18 protein-coding genes are annotated in these 22,749 nt (G+C 40.6%); 7 read left to right on the top strand and 11 right to left on the bottom strand.

All coding sequences use genetic code 11. The annotated features are described in order from the left end of the window. Nucleotides 1-41 precede the first annotated feature (41 nt). From HCZ11_RS01580 to HCZ11_RS01565, 4 genes are read right to left on the bottom strand one after another with little or no spacing between them, the layout of a single operon-like run. Nucleotides 42-425 carry a RidA family protein gene (locus tag HCZ11_RS01580; protein ID WP_167657447.1) on the bottom strand — a complete coding sequence of 128 codons (384 nt, stop codon included), beginning with the start codon at nucleotides 423-425 and terminating at the stop codon, nucleotides 42-44. A gap of 1 nt (nucleotide 426) precedes the next feature. Continuing rightward, entirely contained in the window at nucleotides 427-1,884 is a 1,458-nt protein-coding gene (locus tag HCZ11_RS01575) for an amidohydrolase family protein (RefSeq protein WP_130052825.1), read from the bottom strand. A 2-nt stretch (nucleotides 1,885-1,886) separates the two neighbouring features. After that, the gene (locus HCZ11_RS01570; RefSeq protein ID WP_167657446.1) at nucleotides 1,887-2,738 is read right to left on the bottom strand and encodes a MurR/RpiR family transcriptional regulator; all 852 of its coding nucleotides are present in this window, start codon (nucleotides 2,736-2,738) and stop codon (nucleotides 1,887-1,889) included. Between the two features lie 11 nt (nucleotides 2,739-2,749). Next, on the bottom strand, nucleotides 2,750-3,997 hold the full coding sequence (locus tag HCZ11_RS01565) for an amino acid deaminase (RefSeq protein WP_167657445.1): 1,248 nt from the start codon (nucleotides 3,995-3,997) through the stop codon (nucleotides 2,750-2,752). A gap of 200 nt (nucleotides 3,998-4,197) precedes the next feature. On the opposite strand from HCZ11_RS01565, the gene HCZ11_RS01560 reads away from it, so the two are divergent. Then, a complete protein-coding gene (locus HCZ11_RS01560; protein ID WP_167657444.1) occupies nucleotides 4,198-7,137 on the top strand; it encodes a TonB-dependent receptor in 2,940 nt (979 codons plus the stop codon). Between the two features lie 195 nt (nucleotides 7,138-7,332). Continuing rightward, nucleotides 7,333-8,925, top strand: coding sequence for a carboxylesterase/lipase family protein (locus HCZ11_RS01555; RefSeq protein WP_167657443.1), 1,593 nt, complete (start codon nucleotides 7,333-7,335; stop codon nucleotides 8,923-8,925). Nucleotides 8,926-8,964: 39 nt separating this feature from the next. On the opposite strand, the gene HCZ11_RS01550 is transcribed toward HCZ11_RS01555, so the two are convergent. The 3 genes from HCZ11_RS01550 to HCZ11_RS01540 form a co-directional block, all read right to left on the bottom strand. Beyond that, on the bottom strand, nucleotides 8,965-9,684 hold the full coding sequence (locus HCZ11_RS01550) for a Sir2 family NAD-dependent protein deacetylase (RefSeq protein ID WP_167657442.1): 720 nt from the start codon (nucleotides 9,682-9,684) through the stop codon (nucleotides 8,965-8,967). Continuing rightward, complete coding sequence (locus HCZ11_RS01545; RefSeq protein WP_167657441.1) at nucleotides 9,681-10,703, bottom strand: kelch repeat-containing protein; 1,023 nt, start codon at nucleotides 10,701-10,703, stop codon at nucleotides 9,681-9,683. The genes HCZ11_RS01550 and HCZ11_RS01545 overlap by 4 nt, the downstream gene beginning before the upstream one ends. Before the next feature lie 68 nt (nucleotides 10,704-10,771). Beyond that, complete coding sequence (locus HCZ11_RS01540; RefSeq protein WP_167657440.1) at nucleotides 10,772-11,401, bottom strand: NAD(P)-dependent oxidoreductase; 630 nt, start codon at nucleotides 11,399-11,401, stop codon at nucleotides 10,772-10,774. 102 nt (nucleotides 11,402-11,503) lie between these two features. Here HCZ11_RS01540 and HCZ11_RS01535 point away from each other — a divergent pair, with 102 nt between their 5' ends. Then, nucleotides 11,504-12,388, top strand: coding sequence for a LysR family transcriptional regulator (locus tag HCZ11_RS01535; RefSeq protein WP_167657439.1), 885 nt, complete (start codon nucleotides 11,504-11,506; stop codon nucleotides 12,386-12,388). Between the two features lie 45 nt (nucleotides 12,389-12,433). After that, nucleotides 12,434-12,685 (top strand): TIGR03643 family protein, encoded by a 252-nt coding sequence (locus tag HCZ11_RS01530; RefSeq protein ID WP_130052834.1) that lies wholly within the window; start codon nucleotides 12,434-12,436, stop codon nucleotides 12,683-12,685. A gap of 2 nt (nucleotides 12,686-12,687) precedes the next feature. Here the strand turns inward: HCZ11_RS01530 and HCZ11_RS01525 are convergent, their stop codons facing one another. The 3 genes from HCZ11_RS01525 to HCZ11_RS01515 form a co-directional block, all read right to left on the bottom strand. Further along, nucleotides 12,688-13,695 (bottom strand): PAS domain-containing methyl-accepting chemotaxis protein, encoded by a 1,008-nt coding sequence (locus tag HCZ11_RS01525; protein WP_167657438.1) that lies wholly within the window; start codon nucleotides 13,693-13,695, stop codon nucleotides 12,688-12,690. A 289-nt stretch (nucleotides 13,696-13,984) separates the two neighbouring features. After that, on the bottom strand, nucleotides 13,985-15,304 hold the full coding sequence (locus tag HCZ11_RS19755) for a PAS domain-containing methyl-accepting chemotaxis protein (RefSeq protein ID WP_167657586.1): 1,320 nt from the start codon (nucleotides 15,302-15,304) through the stop codon (nucleotides 13,985-13,987). A gap of 108 nt (nucleotides 15,305-15,412) precedes the next feature. Continuing rightward, nucleotides 15,413-15,667 carry a YfhL family 4Fe-4S dicluster ferredoxin gene (locus tag HCZ11_RS01515; protein ID WP_054562570.1) on the bottom strand — a complete coding sequence of 85 codons (255 nt, stop codon included), beginning with the start codon at nucleotides 15,665-15,667 and terminating at the stop codon, nucleotides 15,413-15,415. 667 nt (nucleotides 15,668-16,334) lie between these two features. Here HCZ11_RS01515 and HCZ11_RS01510 point away from each other — a divergent pair. Further along, the gene (locus HCZ11_RS01510; protein ID WP_167657437.1) at nucleotides 16,335-16,760 is read left to right on the top strand and encodes a DUF6678 family protein; all 426 of its coding nucleotides are present in this window, start codon (nucleotides 16,335-16,337) and stop codon (nucleotides 16,758-16,760) included. Between the two features lie 215 nt (nucleotides 16,761-16,975). Here HCZ11_RS01510 and HCZ11_RS01505 read toward each other — a convergent pair whose 3' ends face one another. After that, entirely contained in the window at nucleotides 16,976-18,274 is a 1,299-nt protein-coding gene (locus tag HCZ11_RS01505; RefSeq protein ID WP_167657436.1) for a PAS domain-containing methyl-accepting chemotaxis protein, read from the bottom strand. Nucleotides 18,275-18,830: 556 nt separating this feature from the next. On the opposite strand from HCZ11_RS01505, the gene azu reads away from it, so the two are divergent. Both azu and HCZ11_RS01495 read left to right on the top strand, forming a co-directional pair. Next, nucleotides 18,831-19,286 carry an azurin gene (azu, locus tag HCZ11_RS01500; RefSeq protein WP_167657435.1) on the top strand — a complete coding sequence of 152 codons (456 nt, stop codon included), beginning with the start codon at nucleotides 18,831-18,833 and terminating at the stop codon, nucleotides 19,284-19,286. 366 nt (nucleotides 19,287-19,652) lie between these two features. Continuing rightward, nucleotides 19,653-22,625 carry a TonB-dependent receptor gene (locus tag HCZ11_RS01495; RefSeq protein ID WP_130052845.1) on the top strand — a complete coding sequence of 991 codons (2,973 nt, stop codon included), beginning with the start codon at nucleotides 19,653-19,655 and terminating at the stop codon, nucleotides 22,623-22,625. Nucleotides 22,626-22,749: the final 124 nt, after the last annotated feature.

The following is a 22,749-nucleotide window of genomic DNA, read 5'->3' as shown; positions in this document are numbered from 1 at the left end:
TGACGTTCAACAGCCTTTGCTGCTGAACGCTTTAACGTTTTTTAAGGTGCTTTATAACAAGTCACATCAACTTCGACTTTACAGTCAACAACCAGATCTGCGACTGCGCAAATACGTGCCGGCGGATGTTCGCCAAAAAATTCTTTAAATACCTTATTAAACGACTGAAAATAGCGTGAGTCGGTCAAAATCACTTTTACATGCGCCACATGTTCAAGACCAAAACCAGCTTCATCCATAATATCGATGCAGTTTTGAATCGCTAAACGCGACTGCTCAATAATGCCACCTTCAACAACTTCACCATCTTTCATTGGTGTTTGCCCCGAAACCATTAACCAACCACCTGCTTCTATCGCTCGAGCAAAAGGTAAATGCTGTCCACCGGTGCCTGTACCACCTTCAATACCAATACGTCTGATCATGTTATTCTCCAACTGATGTTAAAAATTTGCCCGAGTGTGCTGGCACAACTTGGTCATTAAGAAGTGTTGCCTGCCCGTTGGTCCATACACGATGGACGCCTGAAGCCGGCAATTCGGAATTAATAAATGTGGCGTTATCGCAAATGGCATCGCTGTCAAAAAGAACCAGATCAGCAAACTTACCTAAGCCAATTTCACCACGATCGGTTAAACCATAATTACTCGCGCTTAACCCAGTCATTTTATGGATCGCTTTCGCAAGTGAAAAAATACCGTCTTCGCGAGCGTATTTGCCTAACACACGTGGAAAAGACCCCCACAAACGGGGATGCGGATGAGGGTCACAAGGGAGACCATCTGAACCAATCATGGTTTTATCAAAAGCGAGTATCATTGCTACGTCTTTTTCATTCAGACCATGATACACAGCGCCGGCTGGTTGCAGCTTTTTAGCGGTATCAATTAATGACAACTGCCAATCATCAGCAATCTCTTGTAGTGAGCGCTCGGCCATTTCTGGATGTGGTTGTGACCACGTGATAAAAATTTCAAAGTCACTTGTCACTTGTTTTAAATCTAATGTACTTGAACTAGCGGCATAAGGATAAGCATCACAACTACAACGAGAATGCGCTCCCTGAACTGAAAATCGTTCGATTAACTCAGGCGCGCGTCCCCAGTTATTTTTACCAGCGCACTTGAGGTGAGAAATGATCACCTTAATATCAAACAGCTTTTCCATCGCAAATGCTTCATCCATAGCGTCAAGCACAGCATCAAATTCGGTGCGCAAATGTGTTGTGTACAGCGCATTATGTGCTTTTAGCACAGGTCCAAACGCTTGAACTTCATCAGTTGTGGCAAAATTCGCATTTTTATAGGCAAGGCCGGTACTTAATCCTAGCGCGCCAGCATTCAATGCACTTTCAAGCTGCCGACACATTTGAGTAACTTCGCTTTCAGTCGCCGTGCGCAATAAATCATCCATCACATTATTACGAAGCGTTGTGTGACCAACCAAAGCGGCTACATTGACATTCGAAGGAGCGCTTTGAATTGCTGCTATGTAATCAGCCATGTTGGCAAACTTAAACTCACTGGCTGCACCGAGTAGGTTCATCGGATCAGGAGCGCATCCTTTAACAATTGCAGGGGCTGCACTGATCCCACAATTCCCTGTGATTACGGTTGTGACACCTTGACTGATTTTTGCAGCCATATTTGGATTGCGCAGTACTTCAAGGTCATCGTGCGTGTGAACATCAATAAACCCAGGAGCAAGGCATAGGCCTTTAGCATCAATGACTTCTTTTGCTGACAATGACGTTAATTTGCCAATGGCAACAATACGATCACCGCTAATAGCTACATCACAAGTAAGCGCTTCGTTGCCAAGGCCATCAAATACTTTAGCGCCTTGAATTAATGTATCAACAGGTTGTGAGACGGTGTACTGCATTGCTAATCTCCTATCGGTGCACGGTCCGGTCCTTGGCGATATTGATCAAGCTCATGCTTTATGCGGCGTAATTTTTCGCGAGATTTCTTTTGCGTCAAAATTGCGACTTCACTGGCTAACACATCAACTGCAGCTAACATCGCATATCGCGCGGTGCTTGGCGTAAAAATGTAATCAGATTCGTTAGTTTTGATTGGCAAATGAATCGTGGCTAAATCTGCTAACTCACTTTGCGGACAGATTGCGATAACCTTAGCGCCATACTCTTTTGCAATACGCGCAGTATCAATCAAGTCACGAGCACAACCCGTCAGAGATAGCATCACAACGACGTCGCTCACATCAACACTTGCCGCCGTCATGCGCATCATCACAGGGTCACTGTAGGCATTACTTAAAATATCTAATCGAAACAGACGATTATGGCATTCCTGTGCAACTACGGAACTCCCCCCACCAACACCAAAAATTAAGCTATGGCGGCTATTGGCAATATATAGGGCAGCTTGCTCTACATCGGCTTGTTTAATTAGTCCTGCGTTGATATCTAAAATATCGTGAATTGCTTTGTAAATAGCGGGGATATCTTCTCGCTGCGTAGAACTTTCATTTATAAATCGCTCACCTACTGCTAAAGATTGCGCAAGTTGTAACTTCATATCACGTACATTGCTACAACCTAGCGCTTTTGCTAAGCGGGTAATTGACGCATGACTAACATTCGCTTTATCTGCTAAATCACTAATACTTGCAGAAGCTGCAAACTGCAGATCCGCCAAAATCAATTGAGCGACGGCTTGTTCTGATTGGCGCAAATGCCCTAAGCGCTCTTTTATTCTTGAAACTATATCCAATCGTCTATCTCCTAAAAATAAGTTTCGACCACATCAACTACGTTGTAGCTATCATCAATCACATTGATGTAGCGCCACTTATCAAATGTTAAGCACGGATGTGAAGTAGCAAATGCGACAATATCGCCAACTCGAAGTGTACAATCGAGTGGTACTTTCATCATTGCGTGCTGATCCATCATTTTCTCTATCTTCCAAGTGGGATCTGCTTTACTTACTTGCCCGTTTTGATCAACCAGTAGTGAAGGAATTGGAAATCCCGCATCAAATGCAGCATCTCGCTTACCAAAACCAATAATCACTCGACCCGGTTCAGGTATTGATTGCACATACGCCCAAATTTCTAAGCATGAGGTAAGCTCAGTTTCTAAAGAGCATGCCAATTCATTTCGCGCTAAAATTTGCTGCTGTGCTTGTTCGTAAATACCTTGATCATGAGTGACATAACAGCCCGGACGAAGCACAGCGACCATGTTTTGAGTCAGTTTTTCGGGATGAAATGCCTCACACACTAAGTCGTAGTAAGCTGATCCCCCCGCTGTAATCATCACTTGTTGTGTGTCAAATGCGTTATCAGCAATTAATTGCTTACACGTTGCGACTGCATATTCGAGGAACTGACTTACCGCTTCAGTTTGCGATAGCACTCCCTCATAAACTTCGATGCCAGCCAATGCAAGCGATTGATAGTTAGCTATTTCAGCAACCAATAATGTCAGCTCTTTACTATCAACAACGCCACAGCGCCCTCCCGGCACACCAAGCTCGATCAACACATGAATCGTATGCTTAGTGTTAGCAAAGTACTCGCCAAGCATGCGTATATTATCTAGGTTATCAACCAAGCAATAAAAGGTTATGTCGTTAGCAGCAAGCAACTCATCTAATTGCTGGCAATTAGCACGGCCAACTAATTGATTTGCCATTAGCACTCTTTTTGCACCACTCTTTACAGCGGCATGTGATTGGGCAACTGTTGCGACCGTTATCGCGTAAGCCCCTGCAGCTAATTGCTTTTTAAAAATTGCAGGAGTCATCGTTGTTTTACCATGCGGTGCAAAAAGAACATGGCTTTTTTTTGTATAGTCAGCCATCCACTGAATATTATTTATTAAGCGTGATTCATACAGGCATAAACAAGGCAAACTGACATCTTGCTTAGCGACATTCCAACCTGATGAAGATAGTTTTTGGTAATTACCAAGCCCTTTATTAGCTCGATTTACTGTTTCTAGGTTTGCGACACTAAATTTTTCCATTTCAAAAGCCTGTTTATAAATCAATCAGTTAATGGCGATAGTTTAAAAATCAAACAAAAAATATAACGCTTTTAATGTAATTGTTATTGCAATTTTGTTAAATCTAATGTTAATTAATAACACACACACAGTCAATACGTGTTACAAATTAACAGAAAATAATAATTACCCTAAAATAAACAGGATGAGGAACGTTAAAAATGAAATCTCAAACCCGTCGCCAACATAAACTGAGTCGCAGTATCACGGCTAATGCCGTTGCTGCTGTTATTTGCGGTTATACCAGCTTCAATGCGATTGCTGCAGATCAAAACTCTTTAACAAATGAAGAAATCGAAACCATTGAAGTCCGAGGTATTGCAGCCAGTAACAAGCAAGATATAAATAACAAACGCTTTAGTACTGGTGTAATGGATTCAATCACCGCTGAAGACATTGGTAAATTACCCGATGTAACGATCGCAGATACTTTACAACGTATTCCAGGTATTCAAATTCGTCGCTCGGCGGGGGAAGGTTCAACCATCAATGTTCGCGGTATGCCGCAAGTGACAACGCTGTTAAATGGCGAACAGTTTTTAAGTGCAGGTTCAATTACCACGTTACAACCTGACTTTACCGACGTACCGGCAGCGCTACTCTCAGGTATTGATGTACTTAAATCACCTCAAGCAGATACGCTAGCAGGCGGTATCTCTGGCACTCTAGATCTAAAAACACGCAGACCATTCGATTTAGAGCAAGGTACTACCTTCTCATTCACTGGAGAGGCCACTCGTGGCAGCCTTTCAGAAGAAACTGATCCAAAAGTGGTTGCTTTTGCGGGTTATAACAACGATGACTTTGGGATTATTTTTACTGCTGCTTACGATGAAGGCACGCTTGCTAACTACCGAAACGGTACAATTTTGACATCAAGCGAAGTTAAAGATGAGACTACTCGCGATTTTAACGGTGACGGTGATCTAAATGACAGTTTCTACAGCCAACGATTTTATGGTGTGATGCACCGTGAAACGGAGAGAGAACGTTTAGGCTTAAACACCACAGTTCAATATCGAATTTCAGACGCAGTGACATTTACCGGTGATATTTTTTATACCAACATGGATGATGCTGATAGAAAACAAGGCATGATGATCGACAATGCTCGTGGCGATATTTGGGCGTATTCAGATAGCTTCATTCCTCGCTTAGATAATGACCAAGGTGGTCAAATATATACAGTAAATGATGCAACATTCTTGGCTCGTCGGGTAAGTGCTTATTCAGAGAGCTTAACGAATGATCGCGAATCAACTAACGTAAGTATGCAATTTGAATATCAAGGTGATGGCCCACTTTCAGGCGAGTTTCGCTATATTCATGGTAGTGCTGAACGAGGTCATACTGAGAATGTTGCCCACGGTTATTTAACCTCAGGCGCACAACATGGTTTGCTGAAAAATGATGGTACAGGCGCGACACCTGTAAATCCTAACGGTGTTGGTCCTGATTCTGTTGCGGTTGATTTTTCTCGTGGAGGTGAGTACATCACCCTTGGTTTTGAAGAAGGCTTTGGAAGTGATATCAATCAATACAACCTAGTATCTACATATTCAGAAAATAACTTTGAAGAAGAAGCGACACTTGATGTAGCACGTATCGATGGTCGTTACGAATTTTCAACAGAGCATCTAACTAACGTTGATTTTGGTATTCGAGCATCAAAACGCGATGTTGAGCGAGAAACTTATATTCTTGTGGCACCATTTACAACTGGCGACATAAGCGCAGACGTTATGTGGAAAGATTCAGGTGCCTCATTAGGTGACACCAATGGTGATGGCGAAAAAAGTGTTGCAGGTGGTGACTTAACCCTTGGCCATACTAACTTCTTTAGTGATTTACCTGATGGCTGGGTAAACCAAGTTAGTAATTTTGGCCCCGGTGGCTCTAATCAAAGCTTTTACTTAATTGATCCAAAAGTCATGGACGATCCTATGGCTTTCCAAAATGCTATTTATCCAGGTAATAAACGTTTAGCAAATCCATCTCGTACATACCAAGTAAAAGAGCAAACTCAATCAGCTTATTTTAAATTCAACTTTGCTGGTGAGCTTGGTGATATGAGCTATACAGCTAATATTGGTGCTCAATACATTAAAACGGAACTCGACATGCTACAAAACCAACTAGGTTCAGCGCGTCCATGTTCACTATGTACGGCTAGTGAAAAAACAGGAGAAAAATGGCTAAATCGTGATTACTCTGATTTCTTACCATCGATGAACTTTAACTTAAACCTGACTGAGGATTTCATTTTACGTGCTGGTTACGGCAAAACAATGACAACGCTGGACATTGGTAAACTCGCAGGGGGTATCAGTGTTGGACGTACTCGCGCTGGTGATGTTCTTGCCGCTGAACTTGGAGTAAGTCCTGATTTACTAGTTGCGGTTCAAGGTCGCCAAAATGGTAACCCTGATCTAGAGCCTTGGCGCGCTACAAACTATAACTTATCAGCCGAATGGTATTTCAATGAAAGTGGTTTATTAAGTATCTCTGCGTTCTTAATGGATATTGAGTCTTTTGTTGAAAATGGCACCGTAATGATGGGCTTACCTGATATTGACGGTGTAATTCGTCGTGAAGTACCTGTGACTACCGAAATCAATGGTAAAGGTGGTGAAATTAAAGGCTTCGAATTAACGTATCAACAAGCATTTGATTTCTTACCAGAGCCATTTGATGGTTTAGGTACATCACTTAACTTTACTTACGCACCAAGTGATAGCGCTAACGTTGATGTGTATGGCAAAAGCTTACCAATCCAAGACAACTCAGAAAAATCAGCAAATGCTGTACTGTGGTATGAAAAAGGCCCATTACAACTTCGTTTAGCAGCAAACTATCGTAGCGACCGCTTAGATAGCTTAAGCTCAGCAATGGGTGATGGTGTGATGCCATTTTGGACTAAAAGTACCTTGTATTACGACTTATATGCTGGCTATGAGTTAGCTGAAGATACCAGTATCTATACATCTGTCAGTAATTTAACCGAGGAAAAAGAAGATATTTACGCACAGTGGTCAGATAATGTGATCACTCAAAATATCTTTGAGCGCCGTATTACACTAGGTATTCGTACACGCTTCTAAGGTTAATCTAATTTGGCTCACTTCTGCCCAAGTGATAAAAGGTCTGTTTGGCCTTTTTAATGAACAACGCATCGCGTGGTTTAGCCAAATACTAAAACCAGCATAGCCTCCCCTTGTAGCTATGCTGGTTTTTTCGTTGTTACTATCTGAATATGTTAATATTATAAGCCTTATCCAAATAGCCTAGGCTTTGTTATGACATCGCGTATTCTAAAATCGATTTTTTACTCATCTTTACTATTAGGCTCTGCCGTATTTTTGCAAGGCTGCCAAGAACAGCCTCAATCTGATCATATCGCTGTGACTGGTGGGCTCATCCAAGGACAGCAGCAAGGGCGTTTTATTACTTATAAAGGTATTCCGTATGCTGCAGCTCCTGTGGGAGACTTACGCTGGCGAGCACCACAGCCAGTGCCAAAATGGCAAGGTGTTAAAGTACTTAACGATTACGCGCCTGACTGTATGCAAAAGCCATTTGCAGCAGATGCTGCGCCGCTTACAACAACGCCCTCGGAAGACTGCCTTTATTTAAATGTATTTACACCGACTAAGCACAGTGATACTCAATACCCTGTTGTAGTATGGGTCCACGGTGGTGGCTTTGTAAATGGGGGTGCATCGCCCGCGGTTTACTCAGGTGAGAACTTTGCTAAACAAGGGGTTATATTTGTTAACTTTAATTATCGACTAGGCCGATTTGGCTTTTTTGCACACCCTGCACTTACTCGTTTTGAGAATGACGCATTGGGTAACTACGCATTAATGGATCAAATTGCAGCACTTGAGTGGGTGAAACAAAATATAGCTCAATTTGGTGGTGATGCTTCAAAAGTGACACTCATGGGTGAATCTGCAGGTGGTGCATCGGTTCATGCCATGATGCAAACTCCTGCTGCAAATGGCTTATTCCAACAAGCGGTTATTATGTCAGCTGGCGGGCGAGAGCTATTTAAGCAATTGCCACTTAATAGTGACGAGGACACAGTCTTAAGCGCTGAAAAAATTGGCAAAAACTTTGCCAAGCAACACACCATTTTAGGCAGTGATGAAAATGCCCTTGCAGCGCTAAGGGAATTATCTGCTGAAGAAGTGATTGATAATCTAAACTTAAGCACATTGAACCGACAAATCAATGATGATTCAACTTACGTTGGCGGGCCAATTATTGATGGCACCATTATCAATACCACGACTGAAGCGCGCTTGAACAAAGGTACATTTAGCCATGTTGCAACAATGGTTGGCACAACAGATATGGACTTAGGCTTTGCAAATTTTGCTTCAAAAGAAGCACTATTCGCAAGCTTTGCCCCTCACAGCACACAAGCCAAAATGACTTACGATGCAAATGGCGACACTCCGTTACCGTTACTCAATTATCAAGTTGGTCAAGATGCTTTAATGCAAGAGCCAGCAAGGTTCGTTGCAAAACGTGTGACAGATATGGGTAATGATGCCTTTCTATATCGTTTTGGTTATGTAGCGCAAACTTTAGATAAACCCGGTGCAGAGCACGCCAGCGAAATTCCGTACTTTTTTAACACTGTGGCGGCTAAATATGGGCATGTGGCCACTGAGCAAGATAAGCAAGCTGCTAAAATAATGCACCGTTATGTCACTAATTTTATTAAATTAGGCACACCAAATGGCCCAGGCTTACCGACATGGCAAGCATATAAAAATGATGAATCTTTTATACTGCAAATGAATAAGTCGGGGACTGCAGAATTTTTACCAGATCCCTTACAAGCCCGGTTAAACATCACAGCAACAAAAGCTGAACAGTAGTAATAATTAAATAAGGTGCTTAATAAAAGCGCCTTATTTTTACCCTTGCTGCTGAACATACTCAAGCGCAGTCATCTTGTGGTATGTCACATTCGGATGAAATACATGAGTAGGATCAGGGTCAACAACTTCAATCGGTATGCCTTGACTGCGTGCAATATCGAGTGCCATTTGCGTAATATTAACGCTAAAAGAAGTGCCTATAAAGACGATTTTATCGGCATCGAGCATACGCTGTTGCGCCTGTGAAATACGATAAAGTTCAGTGTAGTATTCATCAAATAACAACACGTAAGGCTTAAACGATTCGTTAATCATCGGGCTTTCATTATTGATATTAAACACCTCAAGCAACGAGTTGTGTAGGTTGTCTTCGTTGACCTTTTCCCACGGCGCATTAAAAGCCATCACATCGTCACCTTGATGGTGAAACAGTGTCATTTGATCTAAACGACCATGAATAGCAATAAAATCAGTGTTACCAGCTTTGCCATCAAGACCGTCGATATTTTGCGTAATGAGATTTTTATCACTCAACCAATGATGCACCTCATTGGGACCGTGATGGCGATACGTTGCAAAGCGATGATAATACCAAGCTAAAAATTCTCGTGGATTAGTTTCGTACATAGCACGTGTTGCCATTTCCATTGGCGTGTAATTTTTGCTACCAATGGTCCAAAAGCCATCTTCGCCACGAAAGGTCGGTATACCGCTAGCGGCACTCACTCCCGCCCCAGTAATATAGAGTATATTCATAAAGATAACTTTACCTTGTAACCAAGTGCATCGGCCGTCACTTGTTGATTATTGTCCATACCACCAAGACGATACAAACTTCCTTGGTGCTCTAATAAACCTCGGTGATCCATGCTCGCAGTATCGGCTTTTGGCATCACTTGCCACGTGTTTTTATCAATATCAAAGCGCCAAACATGATCACTCGCTAGCGCTGGTTTGCCATCGTACCCCATACCATTATAGTTATATGGATTATCAGAGCCGCCCATCATATAGATGTCACCATTAAAACTGGTTGCAGCCATACGATAATGGGCAACCCCTGTTGGATGTGGCACGGTACGCCAATCTATTTTTAAAGGATTATCAGCATCAATAGTGCCTTTTAAGCACTGTGCAACTGCAGCAAAAGAACGACGTTTATCAGTATTTGCCTGTGTTTTTACACCATCACACACTAAAATAGTATTACCACTGATCGCAGCCGCTTGGCCAAACACTGGTTGACCTAAAAACGGCGAAGCCTGTTGCCAAGTATCTGTTTGCGTATCATAAACTTGTACCAGGTTAACATTCCCATCATTATGCCAACCACTGACTAAATAGATATAACGCTGCTGGTATGAGAGCGCCACACTGTCATCCACAGGCACGGGCATATTGGCAAGTTGCGTATATGAATTAGAGAGCACATCATAGCGATATACATCAGGTGAAGAGATTTCTTGATGCTCTGCACTCACCGTATAACCACCAAATACATAGGCATGTTTACCAACGCCCACTGCAGTACTCGCCAAGCGACCAGTAAGTGGCAATGTACTCGGCACTGCTTTAGCCGCTTGCCATGCGTTATCGCCAACTTTGAGTACCCACACTTTATTGTGAACATCGGTATGTGCTTTGCCTGAGCTCAAGCCCATAAAACTTAAGAAGTAGGCTTGTTCATCAATAACAACTTTCGCTACAGCGTTGTTAGCGACGGCTTCAGGTAAGGCGGGAATGGTTGCAAGTGCAATAGAAAATAACAGGCTCATAAATTAAATAAATAGCTAAACACATCGCTAAAGAATACCATTTTATGAGCCTGAAAAAAGGCTCGCTATTAGTAAGCAATACTAATACGTTGATTTAAATGTGCCGCCGACTTCGCTTCATCAAGCATCGCTTTAGCATAATCAGTAACTGATATTTTGCTTTCGCCGTTTGCATCAGTAAAGAAGCTATCGCCACCGACACGGTATGGGCCTTCTGAATTACCAGGGTAAATAACCGCTGCGGGTGATACAAACGTCCATGGTGTATCTGTTGTTGATGCTCTAAATACATCAAGCGCCTCGCCTTGAGCAATTGCTTCTGCTTTGTATTCAGCAGGAAAGTCAGGACTTGATACAAGGGTTACACCGGGTGCGACTTCTAAGCTACCTGCGCCGCCCACCCATAAAATGCGTGTGCCAGTACCTGCAAGCGCGTTTAGTAATTGCTTTGCTGTGTTTGCAACAATGTCATGGTTACCTAAAGCACGACCACCAATTGCAGCAATAACAACATCACTACCTGCAGCTGCAATTGCGATATCGTCTTTTGTTAAATCAAATTCAGTTACAGTGATGTTTTCTTGAGTTACTTTACTTGCGTCTCTTACTAATGCATTGACTTGATGACCACGTGCGAGTGCTTCTGATGTAATGTGGCTGCCAATCCAACCTGTTGTGCCAATAACTGCTAATTTCATGAGGAATGCTCCGTTGTTTGTTTCAATGATTGCAGTTTACTTGTTCACTAATTACTGATAAATACACTATATAGACACACATTGTTTCATATTAAGATACCAATGGATAAACTCAATTCTATTACTAGCTTTGTCGAAGTTGCCCGCACAGGCAGCTTTACTCAAGCTGCTGAGCATTTAGGTTTAAGCCGATTACAAGTTTCTAGGCATATTCAAGATATTGAAAAATGGCTAAATTTAAGGTTATTTCATCGCACAACACGCAAAGTGAGTTTAACCCTTCAAGGCGAAGAAGCCCTTAGCTATTGCCAGCAAATATTGAACCAAGTGTCTGATTTACAAAGCCGAGCACACAGCCATAACAACGAATTGGTAGGTACCATAAGAGTTGCCTCCCCCATTGGGCTTGGACAACATAAGCTGTTTGATGCCATTGAAGAGTTCACCAAACGCCATCCACAGACTCGATTTGAACTTTTACTTTCGGATAGTTTATCGCAGCTTGTTGATGACCGCGTTGATATAGCCTTGCGTTACATCCACCAGCCCGATGAAGGACTCATTGCACGCAAGCTAATGTATATCGCAACCGCAGTGTGTGCATCTAACGATTATTTATTAGCAAATCAAACGATTAATGAGCCAAGTGACTTAACAGCACACAATTGCCTTATTCATAACAAACAGAATGTTTGGCAATTTCAACGCGACGACAACACACAAAAAGTGACTGTTAAGGGCAACATAGTTGCCAACGATATGGGCGTACTTCTAAAAGCTGCCAAACAAGGAATGGGGGTTGCTCATCTGCCTTGCGATCTCGCCAATGACTATTTGACATCAGGTGAGCTTGTTAAAGTACTGCCAGAGCATACAACTATGGGCTCTCACTTATGGGCGGTGTATTTGTCGCGTAACTTCCAACAAAATGTGGTGAGAGCGTTCATCGACTTTTTAGCAGAGCACTGGCAACAGGATATCTTATAATCTAAATCTGCTGCAGGTACGTATAAGCAACAAAAAGGAGTCGTAATGCAGCACTTAGAACATGAAATATCTCGTATCATCGAAATGGCATGGGAAGACAGAACCCCGTTTGAAGCAATCAACCAGCAATTTGGCTTAAATGAAAAAAGCGTAATCGCATTAATGCGTGAGCAGTTAACAAGCTCTAGTTTTAAACTTTGGCGAAAACGCGCGGCGGGCCGACAAACCAAACACTTAAAATTACGCCACCCTGATATATCTCGTGGTTATTGCAAAACACAGTATAAGCATAGATAAATTCACTTTATCTTTTGTGAAAACTGACCAACAGCTAAACTGCGACCTCGTGCCGCCGCACGAGCCGCTTCAACTGCAGCATTAAGTGCTAGTCCGTTTGTTTGATCTGCAATACTACTAATACTTCGTACAATGGCAGTCATTTGTTGAGATTGCTTATCGAGCTCAGTCATTTCAGCTGCTGCTTGTTTTATTTGTCTTGCTAAATCATTCATCACGCGGACCATTTCATCTAAACCTGTAGCATCTTGCTGCGCTGCATTATCGTTTTCAGCTGATATATTGTAAGCATTATCAACCGCTTGAAGCTCAGCTATTTCTCGATTTACTTGCTTACTGAGCACAGTAGCAAACTTAACGACTTTATAGAGCACGCCTTGCTCATTAAAAACAGGGTTATAAGTCGCTTCTAACCAAACTGGTTTTCCTAATTTATCTACACGTTTAAATCGTGTCGAAATAAAGAGGCCTTTTTTTAATTTAAGCCAAAACTCGGCATAATCTGTTGAATTAGCTTCAGCTGGTTCACAAAACATGCGGTGATGCTTACCGATAACTTCGTTCTTCGTATAACCAACACCTGCTAAAAATTGATCATTCACTTTTAAAACATAGCCATCTAAATCAAACTCAATGACCGCCATAGAGCGATTTATCGCTTGAACTAAGTCTTTATTTTCTCGCGATGTTTCAATTGTGCGAGTTAGTACACTGGCGTGAAGTGAAAACTTTTCAAAGCCTCGTTGCTTGCTCACAATCGGATGGAAAAATGCTCTTAACCAAACTTGTTGATCCTGTGAATTTAAAAGCTGTACGGCCCCAACCCAGGCTGATTTGTCTAAAATAGCTCGTTTTAAATGAAGGTAATGCCTTGTGGTTTTGGCATTATTAGGCACCAAATCAAGAATAGGTTTTCCTATTAGCTGTATTTCTGTATAACCAAGTTCAGCTAATACTTGTGTATTAGCAAATGTTATACGACCTTCCTTATCTAATTCCAGTGTAAACATTCTATTGTCTAATGTATCTATGACTTGAGATACACTAAACAATTCATCCTCTAACTGAGCTATCCTTTTTTTCAATGGCTGGGTAAAAAACATAAAGCATCCCACCTTAAATACTTAAATCATCACAGAGTAGCTTTATAAGGACTACTTAATCTGTACCGTTCGATGATTTTAGCGTAAAAAAGTTGGGTAAATATCAACTTTCAAGACAATAGGAAGTTTCTTGAGGGAAAATAAGAAATGATTTAATTAAATAGCATTAAAAAAGCCTAGCTGTGTAGGCTTTTTGTCAGTGGTTAAGTTGGTTAGCGAATTGTCCAACCGCATCTACCACTTGTTGAGCGCCACGTTGTATATCCTCCATCATTTGACCTGACTCATTTGATAATGAGACACCTTGCTCGGCTTTTACCTTTCCTTGCTCTATAACCTTAACTGTATTTTGTGTAAGAGACTGATTATCGTTAACTACTTCAACAATTTCTTCTGTGGCTTTTGAAGTTCTCGATGCAAGCTGTCGAACTTCGTCAGCAACCACAGCAAAGCCTCTACCTTGCTCACCCGCTCGGGCAGCTTCGATCGCGGCATTGAGTGCCAGCAAATTTGTTTGCTCTGCAATACTACTAATACTTTGCACAATAGCAGCAATTTGTTGTGACTGTTTATCAAGCGCAGAAATTTCTTGTGCGGCTTGTTCCATCTGCTGAGCTAATTCATTCATCACCGTCATGGTGTTTTGTAACACCTCAGCCCCTTGTTGAGCCAGTTTATCGGTTTCTGTTGATGTGCCATATGCAATTTCGGCAGCTTGGGAGATTGCATTCTCACGATTAACTTGCTCAGTGATCACGGTTGCAAACTTCATTACTTTATAAAGCTCACCGAAATCATTAGAAATTGGGTTATATGAAGCTTCAAGCCAAACTTCATTGCCATGACGATCAACACGTTTAAAGCGATCAACAACAAACTCACCGCGCCTTAAACGCTGCCAAAACTTTTCGTACTCAGCAGATTCTGTAAGTTCTGGCTCACAAAACATGCGATGATGCTTACCGACAATCTCTTCTTTTTTATAACCCATACTCTCTAAAAACGGTTCATTTGCGTTAATAACCTTGCCTTCAAGGTCAAACTCTATAACCGCCATAGAACGATAAATAGCATTAATAGTGTCGCGCTGTTCACGAGAGGTAGAAATTGCATCAGTAAGTACAGTGCCGTAAATAGCAAAGTAATTAAGCTCCCCTTGCTCTGTGTGAACAGGATGAGCAATTAATCGCAGCCACTCAAGTTTGCCGTCATAACGGGTTATTTGTAAGTGCCCAACTCCATGCTGTTGATTTTCAATGGTGTTTTTTAAATCTTTAAACTGGTCAGTATTTTGACATTGTTCAGTAATAATATCCTGAAAGGGCGAGTCAATTAGCTGATTGTGCGAGTAGCCTAATTCATCTAAAAAGTTCTGGTTAATATAGGCCATTGTGCCATCAGCACGTAGTCTAAGCACCAGCATCTCTTCATCAATGCCTGAAGTAAGATCTTTTAAAGGATAAAGTTCCGCCTTTAACGCATCAATTTCAGCCTGTAATGATTTGCTAAACCACATAAAACGCCCTGATTTCTTATTAACGTGTTGTTGTTCATAAAATTGTAGAACAATTAACACGGGGCGCCACTTTAAAATAAGTAAAAAGAATTAAGAAAAGTGATTTAACTAAGAAGCTTGAGAGGTCAATTTAACGTATTTCTCTGCCAGTTCATCTAACGTTTCGCGATGATTTGGATCTGGCTTAATACAATCGATAGGACACACACTCACGCAAGTAGGGTTATCGTAATGCCCAACACACTCGGTGCATTTGTTAGGGTCGATTTGATATATCTTCGCGCCCATATAGATAGCCTCATTCGGACACTCAGGATCACACATATCACAGTTAATACATTTGTTATTGATGAGTAATGCCATGACAAACCTTTAAGCACGCTGATGGAGTATTGCCTTTAAAAGCTAATCTAGATTTCAAAAAGCAGCGAAAATTGCAGCCGCGTAATATAGATTGCTTCACTTAACCTTTCTTTGATCTAGGTCAAGCTTGAAATTAGTTTGAATTCTTTTTGGTAGTTGCTACGTAATTAATGCATTAGCGGTTATCTACCGAAGCAAGTGATGTGATGAGATAAGTGAGATGTTTTATGGTGACTTAGTTGATTGTAGGCGTCCGCAGCAGTCATAAGAGTGCAATACGTTTCTGCCCCTTTTCGAGTTAGCAAATTGCATATTTTGCAAATTGGTTTTGCGCCCAAAATGAGCTAACGAAAATGCTTATAATCAATTAATAATAGCTCAGGTAAGCGGCTTCTAAACGTGTAAAAAATATAATTGCTTATTAAGGCAAATTTAGGTGTAATGAGTACATAATAAGCGCTGAGCAATGCAGGGAAAGCTTACATAACACTCGCTAAGCTGATTAAATTAGCTAGGAAAGAGAGAGCCACCAAAAAGCAAATTCCCATAGCATAAACAACACCAACTCTGACACACCGAGCAGGTAGCGGCTCAGTCCAACAAGCGATTATGCAGCACAGACTGCGTGTCGCATAAATACTAAAATGTTATATGCCTAAGGAATGTCATGCCCGCGAGAATGGAAGAAGCACTTAAAAAATTAATCAAACGTAAGTTTGATGCTTCGTTTATGTCCAATACAAAATGGCGGAAGATATTTACAGCTCTTTGTGTTATCCCCTTGAAACAAGCGTACTGGAAGTATGTCGATTTAGATTATGAATTGCGCAGTTGCTTCGTCGACGAAAGTGATTTAATGGATAGGTTTATTGGTGATTGTGGGCTAGCAGGCGCGCCACTTGCTTACCGAAGAATTGAATGGATCGAAATTCCAAGAGTTGGTGTCGATCCCCGTTATGAAAATATACCTCATATGAATTTTGAACAGGACGTAGATCGAGTTATTTTAATACTTGAGTCAATTGGAGAGTTTGAACTTGAGCAAACTGAACGTGGCATAAAAATATACGGCCACAAAAAACTCGGCATATAACAAGGCAATAATGGATGGGACGCTTAAAGCTTGGCTGGCGCTCATTCTTCGCTAAGTGTAACCAAGCAAAATCCACCCATTATTCGGGCGTTACAGAATAAATACTCCAACTCATTTATGTCCAAAAACGAGTTGAAATACTAGCAAGGCTTTTACCAAGCCTACTTCAAATAAAAATGAGTAGCACACTACTCCCTTATTCTATATCCCTTTAGCTAAAGGTTCGTTTTAAATTGCCCTACGGCCTCAACCACTTCTTTTGCACCTTTTTGAATATCATCGATTACACTGCCTGCACTATTAGATAACTCTAATGCATCTTTTGCTTCTACTAAGCTAGACTTAATTTGAGTTACCGCATCTTGTGTTAGTACTTTATTCTCAGTCACAACGCCTATTATCTGTTCAGTGGCGGTACTTGTTCTTGATGCTAATAGCCTTACTTCATCAGCCACAACTGAAAAACCGCGCCCTTGCTCCCCTGCTCTTGCTGCTTCTATTGCAGCATTAAGTGCTAATAGATTCGTTTGGTCTGCAATGCTTTTAATGCTATCAACCAGTTCGGCTACTTTAGCTGACTGTACATCTAACTTATTGATGCTTTCACTCGCTATTTCGAGTTTCTTAGAAAGAGCGTTCATAGTTGATATTGTTTGCTTTACAACCTCTAAACCATTTTCAGCATCTGCGTCTGTTTGTTTTGAGATATCGAAAGCAATCTCTGCAGTCTGAGAAATAGCTTGCTCTCTTCTCATTTGCTCAGTAATGACAGTCGCGAACTTAGCAACTTTATATAAATCACCATTGTCGTCATGAATCGGGTTATATGAGGCTTCAAGCCATACCTCATTACCACGACTATCAATCCTTTTAAAACGGTCTGAAATAAAGCGCCCTTGCTTCAACTCAGACCAAAGCTGCTTATATGCACTCGACTCAACTTCATTTGGGTCACAAAACATACTGTGGTGTTTTCCTAGAATTTGACTTTGAGAGTAACCCATAGCATTTAAAAAATTGTCGTTTGCATTGAGTATTATGCCTTCTAAGCTAAACTCAATAACTGCGGAAGAGCGACTTAGAGCAGCAAGCATGTCTTCTTTTTCTCTTGATTGAGAAATTGTTCTTGTGAGTTCTGCAGAGTAAACGGCTAGCTCACCATTAATTGGTTGTGCAATGCTTCTTAGCCACAATTCACGATCTGTTTTAGTTTTTAATTGTAAGGCGCCATGCCAGTGGTTTAAGTTATTTATTGCCAAAAGTAGTTTTTGTGTATGTGGCTTATTAATTGATTTTTTAAGAATCAAATCATTAAAGTTTTTCCCTATTAACTCATCAACTTTAGAGTCTAATGCAGCTGCAAATAGCTCATTAACTTCAATGATGGTGCTATTTTTACTCAGTAAAAAGTACAGCATCTCTTTTTTGAGATCTTTCTGTATATTTTCATATTCCGCTGCTTGCTCTTTTAAGTAAGTATTTTCGGATAACAGGTTACGATTAGTAAACCACATTTAATATGTTCCTTAAATTAAGAACTTAACTCATGAAGATATTTGTATCATCGTACAAATAAAAATGGTGATTAGAAGTACATTAGGTTGAACGATTAATTAGAAGGCAGATAAATTAATTCTGAGATTCAAATATTGATCAAAGAATCTTTATACTGCTCTTACGCTATAAAAGATCACTTTTTATATGTTTCGTAGCTTTAATAATCAAAAATCAATTGCACGCTACTCCTTCCCCCAAGCCTCGCCTTACATTCATATCTAGAGCGACCTTGATCCAGCAAAGCATAGAGTAGTGAGGAAACAAATTAAGACACGCGCCGTCTTTGGTGAATTATATGGCTTATTAAAAGCTAAGCACTTGTTATTTAATGAATTACCTTACTGACTTATAGTTTCATAATGTGAAACCAACTTTTATTGAGCATTTAATTTTTAAAAATAGCTTTAAATCATCTGTTTTATCAATTGATTAGATTTAATTTACTCGTTAGAGAGTTAAAGCGTTACTTGATAAGTTCAAACCTAAATAACTTAACATTTAACTGGAGGCTCAATGTCTATCCGCAGCACCTTATTAGTTCTTTTCTTTGCAAGCTTTATTTTTCCTGCTTTGGCTCAAGATAATTGCATTGTGAATATAGAAGCCACAAACGAAATGCACTTTTCTAAAAGTGAAATAAACGTATCTGCTAGTTGTACTTCCGTTACTATAAACCTAAAAAACTCTGGCAAGCTACCAGCAACTTTAATGGGACATAATTTGGTTATCTCAAAAAAAGAGGATTTAGTTGGATTAACAAATGATAGCTATGAAGCCGGCTTCGAGAATAACTATGTAAAGCCAAATGACTCTAGAGCAATCGCTGTTTCTAAAGTTATAGGGGGAGGTGAATCAACCTCAATATCTTTCAAAACGTCGCTTATAAATACAAAAGAAGAATATATCTTTTTCTGCGCATCCCCGGGACATTCGGCAATAATGCAAGGTAGCTTTAGCATAACTAAGTAAAATACTGGCCGTTTACATATTTATCTCAGCCTCACTATCATTTTTTAGAGAATAGGCTGCTTATTAAAAATGACTAAGTTAATGGGAGTTGTATATGACTCCCATTAAAATTATCAATATCCCCTACTACCCGTTAAATATAACAATCAATATCCGTTCGATTTTCACGCAACTTTTTTAACAATTTGTTGATATAGCTGTTGACGTAAACTGCAAATCACACTACTCTTTTCTGGAAGCGCTTTCATAAGGGCGGTTTTCAACCTCTTTATGGTAGCGCTTCCAGATTTGAAAAATAATCAATTTCGACAACAATATCATGCTCTAATAGCATGAATAACAACGATAAAGAACGAGGGAAACCTGATGCCAAGCCATAACTTTAAAAGAACAAAGTTAGCTTCCAGCTTATCTTTGCTTTTAGGTGCTAGCACCTGCTTATCAGCTTATGCTGAGCAGTCTGAACACAACGACGACATTGAAGTAATTCAAGTAACAGGGTTTAAAGGTAGTATCAAAGAATCAACACAACTAAAACGCTATTCTTCGGGTGTTGTTGATGCGATTTCATCAGAAGATATTGGTAAATTCCCTGATACTAACTTAGCAGAGTCTTTACAACGTATCACAGGTGTATCGATAGACCGCAGTAATGGTGAGGGCTCTAAAGTTACAGTACGTGGTTTTGGTCCAGATTATAATATGGTAACCCTAAACGGACGTACCATGCCTGCCGCCTCACTTCCTGCTGGCGGGGGCTCACCAAACTCTCGTGCCTATGATTTTGCTAATCTGGCATCAGAAAGTGTTAAATCTGTTGAAGTATATAAAACAGGAAAAGCAAATATCGCATCAGGCGGTATTGGTGCCACAATCAATATCAATACTGCTCGTCCTTTAGACAATCCAGGTTTGATCACGAATATTGGTGTTAAGGCGATGCACGACACAACAAATCGTGTAGGTGATGATATTACACCCGAAATTTCAGGCATTTTTAGTTGGACAGACGAAGAAGCTAAGTTTGGGGTTTCGCTTACTGCAAGCGTTCAAAAAAGAGATAGTTCGGCTGCAGGAGCTTTTGTAAACGAGTGGCGAACAACAGCTTACGACGGCACGATCCCTCAATCTGCAGATGATATTGTTATCGAAAACGCACCTGCTATGGGACAGTATTATTCAATGCCCTCAGACCTTCGATATACAATTGCGGATCGTGAAAGAACACGTACAAATGCGCAATTAACGTTGCAATACAGCCCTGTTGAATCATTAACAGCAACTCTTGATTATACATACTCACAACAAGAGCTCTTTGAGTCGCGAGCTGAGCAATCTATCTGGATGGATAACTATAAAACGCATTTAATTTTTGATGATAATGCAGTTAAAACTCCAATTTACTATAAAGAAGAGCGCAGAGATTTATCCACACGAGATCTCGGTTTAGCTTTACAAGAGCTAAATCAGCTTAATAAAAATGATTCGATTGGTTTAAACCTTGAATACTTTGTTAATGATCGACTTAGTTTTGTATTTGATGCGCACAGCTCAAAGGCAACGAGTGAACCTGATGCGCCTTACGGCAGTTGGGTAAATGCAGGATTAGGTGCAAATGTTGTTGCCTCTCAAGAAGTTGACTTTAGCCGCAAATTACCATCAATGGTGATTGATTTTGATGATTGCAGCCGTGCTAATTTAAACTGTAATGGTGTATTAGACCAAGATGATGTAGGTACTTCTATTCTTGACTCTAACTTCGCACGCCAAGAATCAACCGTTGATGAATTTCGTTTGCTCGGTAAATATGAAATCGAATCAGGCGTGATTGATTTTGGTATTGAATCACGTTCAATGGAAAGTCATTCATTACAATCTCTTACACGTAATACGATGGGTAACTGGGGGATTGAAAACCCTGGAGAGTTACCAGACGGTTACCTTGATCCTACAAACTTCTTAAGTGAACTAGATGGCTACAATACCTCAGGTTCGTTTGATCAAGGATTCACAGGTAGCGCATCTGAAATTGGTTATTGGGCAGCAAGCCAGTACGGCTTTAATTTTGCTGCTGACGGCGCTTTTGCAACAAATCGTACAATAAAAGAAGATATCCAAGCCGCCTTTGTACAATATAAACATCAAGGTGAGATTGGCGATATGCCATTTAACCTCTTAGTTGGTGCTCGATACGAAACGACTGATATCACATCAACAGCAAATATTGATTTACCAAATGCGGTTGCTTGGGAAGGTAACAACGACTTTAATGTGCGATATGGTACTGATAAGCAAGATTATTCTCTAAGCTCTGATTATGACCACTTCTTACCTAGCGTAGATTTTGATATTAACGTAGTTGAAGATGTGAAAATTCGAGCATCATATAGCACAACAATCGCACGACCTACTTATGATAATTTAAGCTCTGCTGCGACAGTGGGAGTGCCTACTGGACCAAGTTTAATTCCAGGTACAACCAATGCACCTGCGTCGACTGGTAACCCAGGCTTAGTGCCGCTTGAATCAGATAATATCGATGTTTCAGCCGAGTGGTATTACAGCGATGTTAGCTATGTTTCTGTCGGTTATTACAATAAAAAAGTTGATAACTTCATAGGCTTAACACCTATGACTCAAAATTACTATGGCTTACGAGATGTATCTGCAGGTCCTCGCGCACAAGCAGCAAAAGCTGAACTTGAAGCAAGAGGTCTAGCTGTCACTGATTCAAACCTATTCCAAATGGTTGCTGCAATGGAAAATGGGGTCGCTTTTGATTCAATGTCTTATGAAGAGTTTGAAGCCGCATACGATATTTTACCTAATAGCGATGACCCGTTAATGGACTTTACAGCTCAAGTCCCTACCAATAACAAAGACGCCAAGATAGATGGTTATGAACTTGCAATACAGCATTTCTTTGGTGATTCAGGTTTTGGTTTTCAGGCAAACTATACGATTGTAAATGGTGATGTTGACTTCAATGTCGCAGCAGACCCAACAACAACGCAATTTGCATTAGTTGGTTTGAGTGATACTGCGAACTTCATTGCAATGTATGAGAATGATAAATTTCAAGCTCGTATAGCCTATAACTGGCGTGATAAATTCTTAAATAATGCTGCGCGTTATGTAAATGAGCCCGCATTTACTGAAGAATATTATCAAATCGATTTTAATGTGGCTTATAACTACAGTGAACAACTGTCTTTCTTCTTAGAGGGAATTAATATTACTGAGCAAGACAACCGTCAACATGGTCGATATAAAGCCCAGTTATGGAATTTAGACAAAAATGGGGCTCGCTACAATTTAGGTGTACGTTATAACTTCTAACCTATTACTGTAGAAAATGTATATTACGTTTTGTATATACAGCCAAATGCCTATTCGCATATTTGAGTGAACAACTGGGGCTAGAAACTATTTCGTAAGAAGGCAAAAGTACTGTTAAATTAGT

This window comes from Pseudoalteromonas sp. HF66 (assembly GCF_011806445.1).
In the GTDB taxonomy this organism is placed as follows: Bacteria; Pseudomonadota; Gammaproteobacteria; order Enterobacterales; family Alteromonadaceae; genus Pseudoalteromonas; species Pseudoalteromonas apostichopi.
Note: the sequence above shows the minus strand (reverse complement) of the source record. Positions and strands in the feature narration are given on the sequence as shown.

Excerpts from the sequence above, each read along its gene's own strand:
- HCZ11_RS01495 (WP_130052845.1), top strand. The coding sequence starts at position 19,653 with ATGCCAAGCCATAACTTTAAAAGAACAAAGTTAGCTTCCAGCTTATCT.
- HCZ11_RS01525 (WP_167657438.1), bottom strand. The coding sequence starts at position 13,695 with ATGTTTACACTGGAATTAGATAAGGAAGGTCGTATAACATTTGCTAAT.
- HCZ11_RS01565 (WP_167657445.1), bottom strand. The coding sequence starts at position 3,997 with ATGGAAAAATTTAGTGTCGCAAACCTAGAAACAGTAAATCGAGCTAAT.
- HCZ11_RS01550 (WP_167657442.1), bottom strand. The coding sequence starts at position 9,684 with ATGAATATACTCTATATTACTGGGGCGGGAGTGAGTGCCGCTAGCGGT.
- HCZ11_RS01530 (WP_130052834.1), top strand. The coding sequence starts at position 12,434 with ATGCAGCACTTAGAACATGAAATATCTCGTATCATCGAAATGGCATGG.
- HCZ11_RS01545 (WP_167657441.1), bottom strand. The coding sequence starts at position 10,703 with ATGAGCCTGTTATTTTCTATTGCACTTGCAACCATTCCCGCCTTACCT.
- HCZ11_RS01555 (WP_167657443.1), top strand. The coding sequence starts at position 7,333 with ATGACATCGCGTATTCTAAAATCGATTTTTTACTCATCTTTACTATTA.
- HCZ11_RS01505 (WP_167657436.1), bottom strand. The coding sequence starts at position 18,274 with ATGTGGTTTACTAATCGTAACCTGTTATCCGAAAATACTTACTTAAAA.
- HCZ11_RS19755 (WP_167657586.1), bottom strand. The coding sequence starts at position 15,304 with ATGTGGTTTAGCAAATCATTACAGGCTGAAATTGATGCGTTAAAGGCG.
- HCZ11_RS01560 (WP_167657444.1), top strand. The coding sequence starts at position 4,198 with ATGAAATCTCAAACCCGTCGCCAACATAAACTGAGTCGCAGTATCACG.
- HCZ11_RS01535 (WP_167657439.1), top strand. The coding sequence starts at position 11,504 with ATGGATAAACTCAATTCTATTACTAGCTTTGTCGAAGTTGCCCGCACA.
- HCZ11_RS01580 (WP_167657447.1), bottom strand. The coding sequence starts at position 425 with ATGATCAGACGTATTGGTATTGAAGGTGGTACAGGCACCGGTGGACAG.
- HCZ11_RS01540 (WP_167657440.1), bottom strand. The coding sequence starts at position 11,401 with ATGAAATTAGCAGTTATTGGCACAACAGGTTGGATTGGCAGCCACATT.
- HCZ11_RS01510 (WP_167657437.1), top strand. The coding sequence starts at position 16,335 with ATGCCCGCGAGAATGGAAGAAGCACTTAAAAAATTAATCAAACGTAAG.
- azu (WP_167657435.1), top strand. The coding sequence starts at position 18,831 with ATGTCTATCCGCAGCACCTTATTAGTTCTTTTCTTTGCAAGCTTTATT.
- HCZ11_RS01575 (WP_130052825.1), bottom strand. The coding sequence starts at position 1,884 with ATGCAGTACACCGTCTCACAACCTGTTGATACATTAATTCAAGGCGCT.
- HCZ11_RS01515 (WP_054562570.1), bottom strand. The coding sequence starts at position 15,667 with ATGGCATTACTCATCAATAACAAATGTATTAACTGTGATATGTGTGAT.